This is a genomic window from Nocardia sp. CA-128927 (genome assembly GCF_050955855.1).
GTDB lineage: Bacteria > Actinomycetota > Actinomycetes > Mycobacteriales > Mycobacteriaceae > Nocardia.
On record NZ_CP192087.1, the window covers coordinates 486,673 to 499,036 of the forward strand.

The 12,364-nt window shown below is 67.7% G+C and carries 9 protein-coding genes; 6 read left to right on the top strand and 3 right to left on the bottom strand.

Annotated elements, in window-relative coordinates; translation table 11 throughout:
- Positions 1–11: 11 nt before the first annotated feature.
- Positions 12–1,313, bottom strand: coding sequence for an ammonium transporter (locus tag ACQPW1_RS02475; protein ID WP_433661161.1), 1,302 nt, complete (start codon positions 1,311–1,313; stop codon positions 12–14).
- Between the two features lie 132 nt (positions 1,314–1,445).
- Positions 1,446–2,270, bottom strand: a complete 825-nt coding sequence (locus tag ACQPW1_RS02480) for a hypothetical protein (protein WP_433661162.1) — start codon at positions 2,268–2,270, stop codon at positions 1,446–1,448.
- A gap of 467 nt (positions 2,271–2,737) precedes the next feature.
- On the opposite strand from ACQPW1_RS02480, the gene ACQPW1_RS02485 reads away from it, so the two are divergent.
- The 4 genes from ACQPW1_RS02485 (at position 2,738) to ACQPW1_RS02500 (ending at position 10,538) form a co-directional block, all read left to right on the top strand.
- On the top strand, positions 2,738–5,608 hold the full coding sequence (locus tag ACQPW1_RS02485; protein WP_433661163.1) for a DNA polymerase III subunit gamma and tau: 2,871 nt from the start codon (positions 2,738–2,740) through the stop codon (positions 5,606–5,608).
- A gap of 291 nt (positions 5,609–5,899) precedes the next feature.
- A complete protein-coding gene (locus ACQPW1_RS02490; protein ID WP_150400710.1) occupies positions 5,900–7,114 on the top strand; it encodes an acetyl-CoA C-acetyltransferase in 1,215 nt (404 codons plus the stop codon).
- 59 nt (positions 7,115–7,173) lie between these two features.
- A complete protein-coding gene (locus ACQPW1_RS02495) occupies positions 7,174–9,309 on the top strand; it encodes a 3-hydroxyacyl-CoA dehydrogenase NAD-binding domain-containing protein (protein ID WP_433665111.1) in 2,136 nt (711 codons plus the stop codon).
- A gap of 122 nt (positions 9,310–9,431) precedes the next feature.
- Positions 9,432–10,538 (top strand): esterase-like activity of phytase family protein, encoded by a 1,107-nt coding sequence (locus ACQPW1_RS02500; protein WP_433661164.1) that lies wholly within the window; start codon positions 9,432–9,434, stop codon positions 10,536–10,538.
- A 116-nt stretch (positions 10,539–10,654) separates the two neighbouring features.
- On the opposite strand, the gene ACQPW1_RS02505 is transcribed toward ACQPW1_RS02500, so the two are convergent.
- Positions 10,655–11,107 carry a MarR family winged helix-turn-helix transcriptional regulator gene (locus tag ACQPW1_RS02505; RefSeq protein ID WP_433661165.1) on the bottom strand — a complete coding sequence of 151 codons (453 nt, stop codon included), beginning with the start codon at positions 11,105–11,107 and terminating at the stop codon, positions 10,655–10,657.
- Positions 11,108–11,200: 93 nt separating this feature from the next.
- On the opposite strand from ACQPW1_RS02505, the gene ACQPW1_RS02510 reads away from it, so the two are divergent.
- Positions 11,201–11,662 (top strand): SgcJ/EcaC family oxidoreductase, encoded by a 462-nt coding sequence (locus ACQPW1_RS02510; RefSeq protein WP_433661166.1) that lies wholly within the window; start codon positions 11,201–11,203, stop codon positions 11,660–11,662.
- 31 nt (positions 11,663–11,693) lie between these two features.
- On the top strand, positions 11,694–12,344 hold the full coding sequence (locus tag ACQPW1_RS02515) for an SgcJ/EcaC family oxidoreductase (RefSeq protein ID WP_433661167.1): 651 nt from the start codon (positions 11,694–11,696) through the stop codon (positions 12,342–12,344).
- Positions 12,345–12,364: the final 20 nt, after the last annotated feature.

The window sequence follows — 12,364 nt, forward strand, 5'->3', positions numbered from 1 at the left end:
CCGCCGGGCGTTCAGTGATCCCGGTCACCCATCGGGCCCTGACCGAAATGCCCTTCGCCGAACCGCCGGGGCGAGTGGCCGTGCACACCCTCCGCGTAGGCGGTCTCGGCGTGCAGCGCGAAGTCGATGCCCGCGGTCTCGTCTTCCTGACTCACCCGGAAGCCGATGGTGCGGTCGATCAGCTTGCCGAGCGCGAAGGTCACCACGAACGCGAACACCGCGACGACGAGCACGCCGACCAGCTGCTTGCCGAGCTGCGCCAGCCCGCCGCCGAAGAACAGCCCCTCGCCGCCGCCGGTCATCACCTGGGTGGCGAGCAGGCCGATCAGCACCGTGCCGACGATGCCACCGACGAAGTGCACGCCGACCACGTCGAGCGAATCGTCATAGCCCGCCTTGAACTTCCAGCCGACCGCGAACGAACACACCACACCGGCGGTGAGCCCGACGATCAGCGCGCCGAGCGTGTTCACCGATCCACAGGACGGCGTGATCGCGACCAGACCGGCCACCACGCCGGACGCCGCACCGAAGGTGGTCGGCCTGCCGTCGCGGATCTGCTCGACCGCGAGCCAGCCGAGCATGCCGAGGCAGCCCGCCACCAGGGTGTTCAGAAAGACCGCCGCCGCAACACCATTCGCGGACAACGCCGAGCCCGCGTTGAAGCCGAACCAGCCGAACCACAGCAGGCCGGCACCGAGCAGCACGAAGGGCAGGTTGTGCGGCCGCATCGCGTCGGTCTTGAATCCGATGCGCGGGCCGAGCACCAGGGCGAGTGCGAGTGCCGAAGCGCCGGAAGCGATCTCGACGACCAGGCCACCCGCGTAGTCCAGCGCGCCGAACGAGGCCAGCCAGCCGTCCGGACCCCACACCCAGTGCGCGATCGGGGCGTAGACCACCAGCGCCCACACCGGCACGAAGATCATCCACGCGGCGAACTTCGCCCGATCGGCGATCGCGCCGCTGACCAGCGCTGCGGTCAGGATGGCGAAGGTCAGCTGGAAGGTGGCGAACAGCAGCTCAGGTACCGCGCCGTGCGGGGTGTTCGGATCGATGTCGGCCATGGCGAGGTGATCGAGATTGCCGATCAGGCCGCCGCCCGCGTCGTCGCTGAAGGCCAGGCTGTAGCCGAACAGCAGCCAGGCGACGGTCACCAGCGGGATCGCGATGAAGTTCATCATCAGCATGTTGAGCACGCCGGTCGAGCGCACCATCCCGCCGTAGAACAGCGCAAGCGCCGGCGTCATCAGCAGCACCAGGGCGGTGCTGATGAGCAGCCAGGCGGTGGCCGCGGGATCCAGAGATGTGGACACGGGAGCTCCTTCCACGCGGAATGCGTTGCAAGGAAATTACCGAATGCTCACCGCCGGATTTGCGCTGGTCTACGAGTTGCGCAAGTTCGGACATGGGATGTTTACCGATGGACGTGGTTCGACCGGGTCTGCTCAGACGCGGGACTTACGGGCTACCGCGCGTTGCCCACGCTTGCCGGGCACGGGCAGTTCGTCCTGAATGGCGACCCATTCGGCGGTGGTCAGCCACAGTTCCTGAGCGCGGGCGTCGGCGGTGTTGTGGAAGATCCGGCGGCCGCGATCGTCGCGCAATTCCTGGGCGACGGTGGACCAGCGTGGGGCGCGTCCGTGTTCGGTCAGGTAGTCGCCGAGGTAGGCGGCCACCGCGGTGCCGATCGTGTTGACCGGGCGCAGCGAGACTCGGTTGCCGTACTGGTCGGAGTGGAAGCGCCGACCGGCGCACAGCGATCCGGCGTTGGCGTTGGAGGCGATCCAGCCTGCCCGCTGGGCGCGCTCGATCAGCCAGAGGTGTTTCACGGCCGCGGGGGCGATGTCGCCGATGCGCGTCCGGATCAAGGTCATGACCTGCTCGGAGGACAGCACGTCGCGGCGGGTGGGGCCGATGCCGTGTGCGGTCCAGTGCGCGTCGGCCAGGGTGGCCAGTGCGCGGCCGAAGTCGTCGATGCTGCGCTGGGCGCGGCGGCCGAGGCGCTCGATGCGTTCGGCCTCGCGGCGCATCTCGTTCTGCGCGGTGAGGGTGCGGATCGCGGCCATGGTGGGCACCTGGCCGCGTTCGAGCAGCTCGAGGATGGCGGCGGAGGTGGCGGGATCGGCCGCGGCGGCGACGGGCAGCGAGTCGCGTTTGATCGCGAAGTCCTGCGGGCTGATCGCGCGGCTCAGCAGGTCGACCGCGGAGCGATCGCCGGCGAAGTCGGTGCTGGAAAGCAACGCGGTGGCGATGTCATCAGGCGTTTGCACGGTGAGAAGTTCCTCCGATGGATGTGGAACTCGGTTGCGCTGGAACTTGGCGGTGCGGGAACTTTGGTTGTGCCCCGGTCGGGATGAGGGACCGGCCGGGGCAACCAACCTGATGAAGGTTTGGCTACCGAAGTTGCCGATTGCCACGGTAGCCAGCCGATTGCGTCGGTGTCACCCTCGTTGACGCTTTCGTTATCTCCACAAACTTGCGGTGAATCGGGGCGTGAGTACATATTTTTCGGTCTACAAGGGGGAGCTGGGCGGTAATTTCCCGCTTTCGACCGGTGTCTCGTCAGTGATAGCTCATGCGTTGCCACTGTCGCTGTCGGTCAGCGGGGGTTAAGAAGGGCTCTGGAATCTTGTGATTTGGATCACACCTCGGTGTCTCCGCTGTTGCCGTTCCGCCGCGCCGGGCCCGGCGCGCAGCACGAATGTTCTTTGTCGGTGCGCGCCGGTAACCTCTGGCCGTGGCTCTGTACCGGAAGTACCGACCGGCAACGTTCGCTGAGGTAGTGGGTCAGGAGCACGTCACCGACCCACTGAGCATCGCCCTGGACACCGGCCGGATCAGTCATGCCTACCTGTTCTCCGGCCCGCGCGGGTGTGGCAAGACATCGTCGGCGCGCATCCTGGCGCGGTCACTGAACTGCGTCGAGGGTCCGACCTCGAAGCCGTGTGGCGTGTGCCCGTCCTGCATCGCGCTCGGGCCGGGCGGTCCGGGCAACCTCGACGTGATCGAACTCGACGCCGCGAGTCACGGTGGCGTCGACGACACCCGCGAGCTGCGCGATCGCGCCTTCTACGCGCCCGCCGAATCCCGCTACCGGGTGTTCATCGTCGACGAGGCGCACATGGTCACCACGGCGGGCTTCAACGCGCTGCTCAAGATCGTCGAGGAGCCGCCCGCCCACCTGATCTTCATCTTCGCCACCACCGAGCCGGACAAGGTGCTGCCGACCATCCGCTCGCGCACCCACCACTACCCGTTCCGGCTGCTGCCGCCCGCCACCATGCGCGGACTGCTCGGCAAGATCTGCGACCAGGAGCAGGTCACCGTCGAAGAAGCGGTGTACCCGTTGGTGATTCGCGCGGGCGGTGGTTCCCCGCGCGACAGCCTCAGCGTGCTCGACCAGCTGCTGGCCGGTGCCGGGCCCGAGGGCGTCACCTATTCCAGGGCGGTCTCGCTGCTCGGCGTCACCGATGTCGCGCTGATCGACGACGCGGTCATCGCGCTGGCCGACAACGACGGTGCGGAGCTGTTCGGCACGGTCGACCGGGTGATGGAGGCGGGGCACGATCCGCGCCGGTTCGCCGTCGACCTGCTCGAGCGGTTGCGCGATCTGATCCTGATGCGCGCGGTGCCCGATGCCATCCAGCGTGGCCTGGTCTCCGGCCCCGGCGATGTGCTCGATCGGATGAGTGACCAAGCCGGGCGGCTCGGGCCGGCCACGTTGGCTCGTTACGCGGAGTTGCTGCACGAGGCGCTCGGTGAAATGCGCGGCGCGACCTCGCCGCGGCTGCTGCTGGAGGTCGTCTGCGCGCGGATGTTGCTGCCGTCGGTGTCCGATGCCGAGTCGGCCACGTTGCAGCGGTTGGAGCGGCTCGAACGCGGATTCGCGGGCGGGGCGGTGGCTGCCGCGCCTGCGGCATCACCGGGTGCGGTGCCCGCTGCCGCGGCTCCCGCAACGTCAGCGCCCCGGATCGCACCCATCAGCACATCGCCCGAATCGACCCGTCGACGCGGCGCGGAGGCGTTGGCCGCAATCCGCCGTGAGACCGCGGGGTCAGGTGGTGCCGCACCGGCACCCGCCGACAGCGCGGGTGCCGGTGGCGCGGCCGTGGCGCGGCCCGAAACTTCCACAGCTTCGGCCCCACCCTCGAGCGGCGCAAGTGCCGCGCGGAGTGGCCCCGAGAGTGTTGGCGCGGCGGCGGGAGCTGCTGATAGTCCGACCGAATCGGATGCTTCGACCGCTGGTACGACATCCGCGAGCGACGCGGATGCGCCACGAATTGGCAACGAGGCGGCGGGAACCCGACCTGCTGACGGTTCGACCGGCTCGGGTGCTGCACCGACTGGCCACGAGGCAGGAGCGCAGCCCGCTGGTACTCCGGCAGGCGCTAGTGCTTCGGCCGCTGGCGCGTCGGCCGAGAGCGGCACGCCGCTTGCTCACGATGACGACATGATTCGTGCGGCCGGGGAAGCCCGGCCCGCTGACCCTGCTGATGTCGGTGCGGATCCCGCTGCCGCGGCGTCGCTCGTCGGGTCGGGCACCTCGGTCGATCAACCGAGCGGGTCGACTCCGGTCGAGCCCGAATCCGCTGATGGCACGCAGTCCGGGCCGGGGCAAGCAGATACTGCGCCGGAGCATGTTCCGGCGGATTCGCGCGAGCCCATTCCTGCTGCGGAGGCGACCGAAGACCAAGCGGCACGGGCGGTTTCCGCAGCAGAATCGGATGGCGGAGAGGTTGCCGAGCAGTCGTCCGCGCCCGCCGAGCCGATCGCCGCCGCGCAACCGGAGCCAGTGACGGCCGCTGCGCCTGTCGATGCTCCAGAGCCCGAGCCGGAAGAGTCGGCCGCACCCGCCGGATCGAACGCGGACCTGCTGCGCGAGGTCGAGGCCGCCTGGGCGGATATCCGAGCCAAGGTGCGCGAATTCGGCGCCGCCGTGCAGGCGATGCTGGCCGGTGCCTCGGTGTCGCGCATCGAAGGCGACACGATCGTGTTCGCGCATCAGCACGCGCCGCTGGCCCAGCGGCTCTCCGACCCGCGCAACCTGGACGCGGTGCGCTCGGCGGTCCACGCGGTACTCGGCCGCCAGCACGACGTGCGCTGGGAAGCGGGTAGCGCCGCGGCACGACCTGCGGCAACACAGCGGGCAGGCGGGGCGGCTAAACCACAGCGCAGTGCCGCGCAACCGGCGGCGCGTGAATCCGGCAACGCGGCCGAGCGCAGCCCGGATGCGCCTGCGCCGCCGCGCTTCTCGCGGCCGAGCCAGGCCAAGAACGCCGCCGCGGACAAGGCGGCCGGTGCCAACAAGCCGCGTTCGTTCGGCGGCGATGACGACATTCCGCCGCCCGATTTCCCCGATCTACCGGATGATCCCGGCCCTTTTGACGCTGCGCCGCCCGAGTCGGCGCAGCCCCAGGTCGGCAACGATGCAGGTAACGGCGCCGGCTGGGCGCCGGGCGGGGTGGTACCGGAGACCACGCCCGAGGACGAAGAGGAGATGATCCGGGCCGCGGCGGTCCCGGTGGCCCCGGAGGATCGGCGCGACCCCGACGAGGCTGCCCTCGAATTGCTCAAGAGTGAGCTCGGTGCCACACGGCTGAGTGGTTGACAACCACCGCCGCCAGGACGTTAAGTTAACCGGAGTTCGCACACCACGGTAGTATGAACGGGTGGCCGTGAGCTCCGGTACGACGAGGTTCTATGGTTGGGCCAGGCGTATGGGCGATCGGAACCTGCGTCCGCCGTCGCATGCCGCGTTTTGTACAGCGTCAGGACGGTCGGTCGCAGGACCGGTCGGCGAGGTTACCAGCGGCTACCCCGCATCGCGCGGAGTAGCGGCACAGAGCGCTCGGACGGACGACGTCCGGCCGCCGCACCTTTAAGGAAGGAACACTCCGATATGACCACAGAGGCCTACATTTACGAGGCCATCCGCACTCCGCGCGGCCGCGGCAAGAAGAACGGCTCGCTGCATTCGGTCAAGCCGATCGACTTGACTGTTGGTCTGATCCAGGAGCTGCGCGGCCGCTTCCCGAACCTCGACGAAGACCGGATCTCGGATCTGATCCTCGGTGTCGTCAGCCCCGTCGGTGACCAGGGCATGGACATCGCCCGCACCGCGGTGACGGTGGCGGGCCTGCCCGACACCGTCGGCGGCTTCCAGCTCAACCGCTTCTGTGCCTCCGGCCTCGAGGCCGTCAACCTGGCCGCGCAGAAGGTGCGCTCCGGCTTCGACGACCTGGTGCTGGCCGGCGGCGTCGAGTCCATGTCCCGCGTGGCCATGGGCTCCGACGGCGGCGCGTGGGCGCTCGACCCGGCCACCAACTACGACACCTACTTTGTGCCGCAGGGTGTTTCGGCCGACCTGATCGCCACCATCGAGGGCTTCAGCCGCGATGACGTGGACGCCTACGCGGTGCGCTCGCAGGAGCTGGCCGCCAAGGCCACCACCGGCGGCTACTTCGCCAAGTCGGTCGTCCCGGTCAAGGACCAGAACGGCATCGTCGTGCTGGACAAGGACGAGCACATGCGTCCCGGCACCACCGCCGAGGACCTGGCCAAGCTCAACCCGTCCTTCGCCGTGATCGGTGAGATGGGTGGCTTCGACGCCGTAGCGCTGCAGAAGTTCTACTTCGTCGAGAAGATCAACCACGTGCACCACGGTGGCAACAGCTCGGGCATCGTCGACGGTGCCGCGCTGGTGCTCGTCGGCACCGAAGAGGCAGGCAAGGCCTCCGGCCTGACCCCGCGTGCGCGCGTCGTCGCGACCGCGACCAGCGGCGCCGACTCGACCATCATGCTCACCGGCCCCACCCCGGCCGCCAAGAAGGCGCTGGCCAAGGCGGGTCTGACGATCGAGGACATGGACCTCGTCGAGATCAACGAGGCGTTCGCCTCGGTTGTGCTGAAGTTCCAGAAGGACCTGAACGTCCCGGACGAGAAGCTGAACGTCAACGGTGGCGCGATCGCGATGGGCCACCCGCTGGGTGCCACCGGCGCGATGATCACCGGCACCATGGTCGACGAGCTGGAGCGCCGCAACGGCCGCTACGCGCTGATCACCCTGTGCATCGGTGGCGGCATGGGCGTTGCCACCATCATCGAGCGCGTCTAACCCAACCGACAGCTGAGAATCAAGGGAGACACAGAGCTGTGACCAGCACCGAAACCAACATGATCGGTTGGGAGCAGGATTCGGACGGCATCGTCACGCTGACGATGGACGACCCGAACCAGGGCGCCAACACGATGAACGAGCTGTACAAGACGTCGATGACCGCGACCGTCGAGAAGCTCGAGGCCGAGAAGGACAACATCACGGGCGTGGTGCTGACCTCCGCGAAGAAGACCTTCTTCGCCGGCGGCGACCTCAAGAACATGATGAAGGTCGGCCCGGAAGACGGCCAGGGCCTGATGGACGAGCTCTTCGCCATCAAGGACGCGCTGCGTCGCCTGGAGACCCTCGGCAAGCCGGTCGTCGCCGCCATCAACGGCGCCGCGCTCGGCGGTGGCCTGGAGATCACCCTGGCGACCCACTACCGGATCGCCGCCGACGTGCCGGGCGTGCAGCTCGGCCTGCCCGAGGTGAGCCTCGGCCTGCTGCCCGCCGGTGGTGGCGTCACCCGCACCGTGCGCATGCTCGGCCTGCAGAACGCGCTCATGCAGCTGCTGCTGCAGGGCAACAAGTACCGCCCCGAGAAGGCCAAGGAAATCGGCCTGATCAACGAGGTCGTCGGCTCGGTCGAGGAACTGGTGCCCGCCGCCAAGGCGTGGATCAAGGCCAACCCCGAGGGTGGCGTGCAGCCGTGGGACAAGAAGGGCTACAAGATCCCCGGTGGCACCCCGTCCACCCCGGCCTTCGCGGCGAACCTGCCCGCGTTCCCGGCCAACCTGCGCAAGCAGCTCAAGGGCACCAACATGCCTGCGCCGCGGGCGATCATGTCCGCCGCGGTCGAGGGCGCGCAGGTCGACATCGACAACGCGTCGCTGATCGAGTCGCGCTACTTCGTGCACCTGCTCACCGGCCCGGTCGCGAAGAACATGATCCAGGCGTTCTTCTTCGACCTGCAGTCCATCAACAACGGTGGCTCGCGGCCGAAGGATGTCCCGAAGAAGGACATCAAGAAGATCGGTGTGCTCGGCGCGGGCATGATGGGCGCGGGCATCGCGTACGTCTCCGCCAAGGCGGGCTACGACGTCGTGCTCAAGGACGTCACCATCGAGGCGGCCGAGCGCGGCAAGAACTACTCCGAGAAGATCGAGGCCAAGGCCCTCTCCCGCGGTAAGACCACCGAGGAGAAGTCCAAGGCGCTGCTGGCGCGGATCACCCCGTCGGCCGATCCCAAGGACTTCGACGGCGTCGACTTCGTGATCGAGGCGGTCTTCGAGAACACCGAGCTCAAGCACAAGGTGTTCCAGGAGATCGAGGACATCGTCACCCCGGACGCGCTGCTGGGCTCGAACACCTCGACCCTGCCGATCACCGGCCTCGCCGCCGGTGTGAAGCGCCAGGAAGATTTCATCGGCATCCACTTCTTCTCGCCGGTCGACAAGATGCCGCTGGTGGAGATCATCAAGGGCGAGAAGACCTCGCCCGAGGCGCTGGCGCGGGTGTTCGACTACACCCTGGCGATCAAGAAGACCCCGATCGTCGTCAACGACAGCCGTGGCTTCTTCACCTCGCGCGTGATCGGCACCTTCGTCAACGAGGCGATCGCCATGCTCACCGAGGGCATCGAGCCCGCGACCATCGAGCAGGCCGGTCTGCAGGCGGGTTACCCGGCCGCGCCGCTGCAGCTGTCGGATGAGCTGAACCTCAAGCTCATGCAGAAGATCGCCAAGGAGACCATCGAGGCCGCCGAGCACGGCGACACCACGATGGGCAAGAAGCGTCACCCGGCTCAGGACGTCATCGACTACCTGGTGTCCGAGGGTCGTCCGGGTCGCCTGGAGAAGGCCGGCTTCTACGAGTACGACGAAGACGGCAAGCGCACCGGCATCTGGCAGGGCCTGCGCGATCACTTCAAGACCACGGCGGACTTCACTGTCCCGCTGCAGGATCTGATCGACCGCATGCTGTTCGCGGAGGCGATCGAGACCCAGAAGTGTTTCGACGAGGGTGTGCTGGAGACCACCGCCGACGCCAACATCGGCTCGATCTTCGGCATCGGATTCCCGGCCTGGACCGGTGGTGTGCACCAGTTCATCGTCGGTTACCCGGGTGGGCAGGCGGCGTTCGTCGAGCGCGCCGACTACCTCGCCAAGACCTACGGCGATCGCTTCGAGGTTCCGGCTTCGCTGCGTAAGTAAGTCACCAACGGCAAAGCCCGCCACCGTGTTTCGCGGTGGCGGGCTTTCGCCGTTCCGGGCTGGTTCGGCTGATTCGGCTGCTGTTCACCTGCTGGTACTGCATTGTGGATAGCGTGATGCGGGTGAGACGTGGACAGGCACGACGTGGGCAAGCTCTGTTGGTCGCGACGATCGCGGTGGCGCTCGGCGTAGCGCCCGCCGCCGCGGCGCCGGAGTCGGCCCCCGCGGTCCGGCTGCTCGGCGAGCAGGTGGTGCCCAACGACCTGGTGTTCCAGGGCACCGCGGTCGGCGGCCTGTCCGGCATCGACTTCGACGCGCGCACCGGCGATTACGTGCTGATCAGCGACGACCGCTCGGAGCGCAATCCGGCCCGCTTCTACAAGGCTCGGTTCGAGGTCGGCGAAAACGGCCTCGGCCCGGTGACATTCACCGATACCCGGCCGCTGCTGACCGCCGGTGGCGTCGCGTACGGCCCGAAGTCGGTGGACCCCGAGGAGATTCGGATCGACCCGTGGACCGGTGACTACTACTGGACGCAGGAGGGGGAGCGCACCGATACCGTGCTCGCCGATCCGTCGGTTCGGGTCACGCGTCCCGATGGCGCCTTCGCGGCCGAGCTGCCGATTCCGAACAACGAACGGATGCAGCCGAACTCGGGCCCACGGCAGAACCTGGCCCTAGAAGGTGCGACGTTTGCCGCCGGTGGCTCGCTGTTCGTGACCTCGGTGGAAGGCCCGTTGCTGCAGGACGGTCCGCTCGCGACGACGACCGCGGGCGCGACCTCGCGGCTCACCGTGCAGGCGCGCTCCGGCCAACTGCTGGCCCAGTACGCGTATCCGATGGAGCCGGTGTTCGCCGAGTCGCGCCCACAGCCCGACCTCGGCATGAACGGCATCGCCTCGATCCTGGCGGTAGACCCGGTCGATCCATCGAAAATCCTGGTGCTGGAACGCTCTTTCGTCTTCGGCGTCGGCAACAAGACCCGGATCTACGAGGCCGATCTGAGCGCCGCCACCAACGTGCTCGACGCACCGCTCGGCAACGCCCGCCCGGTCACCAAGCGCCTGCTGGTCGACCTGGCCGACGTCGGTGTGCACAACCTCGACAATGTCGAAGGCATGACCTGGGGCCCGCGCCTGCCCTCCGGTGAACGCACCCTGATCCTGGTGAGCGACAACAACTTCGCCGACAACCAGATCACCCAGTTCATCGCCCTCGCTGTCCGCTAGACAGCGCCGCCGCGCACGAATCAGCGTGCCGCGCATGAAATCGTCAGCGAAATCGTGCGCGGCACGGCAGAACATTCGCGGCGCTAATTCCGCACGGCCGCCTCGGCGTGCTGGCGTCAGTCGGCGCGCAGGTCCTCGGTCGCGTCGCGGTACGCGTCGGCGGCGCGAGTGAAGTAGTCGAACAGCACCTCGCGCTGTTCGGGGGTGTAGCCGCTGACGATTTCGCCGATCCGACGGCGGGCCGGTGCCAGTACCTTGTCCAATTCGGCTGGCGTGCCGACTAATTCGACGAGCACCTTGCGCCGATCGCCGGGCACCGGCACCCGGCGTACGTAACCCGCATCCGCCAGCCGATCGATCAGCCGTGTCGTAGGACCGGTGGTCAGTCCGCTGCGCGTGCCGAGTTCGCCGGGCGTCATCGGCCCGGTCAACTCCAGGATGTTCAGCGCGTACAGATCGGTCGCGCCCAGGTCGACGGCCCGCGCGCCGGCCTGTCCGTGCAGCATGACCGCACTCAAATAGCGGCTGTAGACCTTGCTCGCATCCGATCGCGCGGGGGGTGTTGACACGGCATACCTCCATCTCATAATCTCTTCTTCAACGAAGAGATTTCTTCAAAGAAGAAAGCTCCTCTAGGCAGAGAATCTACCACGGAGGCCATCATGAGCAGCAACAACCTCGATCAGCAGAGCCAGGAAATCCGCACCGTCTTCGCCGAAATGGTCGACGCCTGGGGCCGCGGCGACGCCGACGCCTACGGCGCGGTCTTCACCGAGGACGCCACCTACACCGCCTGGTTCGGCACCCTCTTCCAGGGCCGCACCGACATCGTCGAATCCCACCGCGCCCTGTTCGGCAGCTTCCTGAAGGGCACCAAGATGGCCGAGGACGTAGTCGACATCCGCCTCTACGGCCCCGACACCGCGGTGGTCAACAGCCGAGGCGACCTCTACAAGGGCAACCCGAAGACGCCGGACCAGCTGGGCAAGGTGCAGACCTACACGCTCGTCCGCCAGGACGGGCAGTGGCTGATCGCCAGCTTCCAGAACACCAAGCGCAAGAAGCTCATGGAGCGCTTCACCTTCCGCTTCGCCCCCGGCGCTCGCCCCGCCGCTCAGCGCTGACCTCGCCGACCAAGCAACTAACGGAGAAACCATGAACACCACCGAAATTCAGGCCGACGCACCCAAGGCCAAACCCCGCTCGCGCCGCCGCACCGTCGCCCGCGTACTTGCCGCCTCGGTCATCACCCTCGGCGTCGCCGCAGGCGGTGGCTACCTCTGGCTGGACAAAACCGCCGTCGTGCACAACCTCGGCACCACCGAATGCAACACCGTCACCCCGTCCGGCCCCGCCGCGACACCCCAGTCGCTACACGAGGTCTGCACTCTCCTGGACGATCTCACCGCGGCCTGGGCCCGCGGCGACGCGGACGCCTATGGCAGCCTGTTCACCGAGAACGCCACTTACACCAGCTATGTCGGCACGCACTACCAAGGCCGCGCCGACCTCACCGAGGGCCACCGCGCCCTGTTCGGCGGCTTCCTCAAAGGCACGAAGCTGGCCGACTCCTTCCTCGACATCCGGTTTCACGGCGCGGACACCGCAGTGGTAACCAGCCGGGGCGACACTTATAAGGGTGAGCGCAAGCAGCAGGCCGACCTGTCGAAGACGCAGACCTACACGCTGGTCCGCCAGGCCGGTCGCTGGGAAATTGCGTCCTTCCACAACACCAAGCGGCAGAATGTAATGGAACGAATCTCGTTCCTGATCGCACCGGACACCAGGCCCGCGCTGGAGCGCTGAGCTGGGCGAATCAGGGGGAA

What these genes read in the sequence shown, in the direction of transcription:
- ACQPW1_RS02515 (WP_433661167.1), top strand. Translation starts at nt 11,694, where the DNA reads ATGAACACCACCGAAATTCAGGCCGACGCACCCAAGGCCAAACCCCGC.
- ACQPW1_RS02510 (WP_433661166.1), top strand. Translation starts at nt 11,201, where the DNA reads ATGAGCAGCAACAACCTCGATCAGCAGAGCCAGGAAATCCGCACCGTC.
- ACQPW1_RS02490 (WP_150400710.1), top strand. Translation starts at nt 5,900, where the DNA reads ATGACCACAGAGGCCTACATTTACGAGGCCATCCGCACTCCGCGCGGC.
- ACQPW1_RS02495 (WP_433665111.1), top strand. Translation starts at nt 7,174, where the DNA reads ATGATCGGTTGGGAGCAGGATTCGGACGGCATCGTCACGCTGACGATG.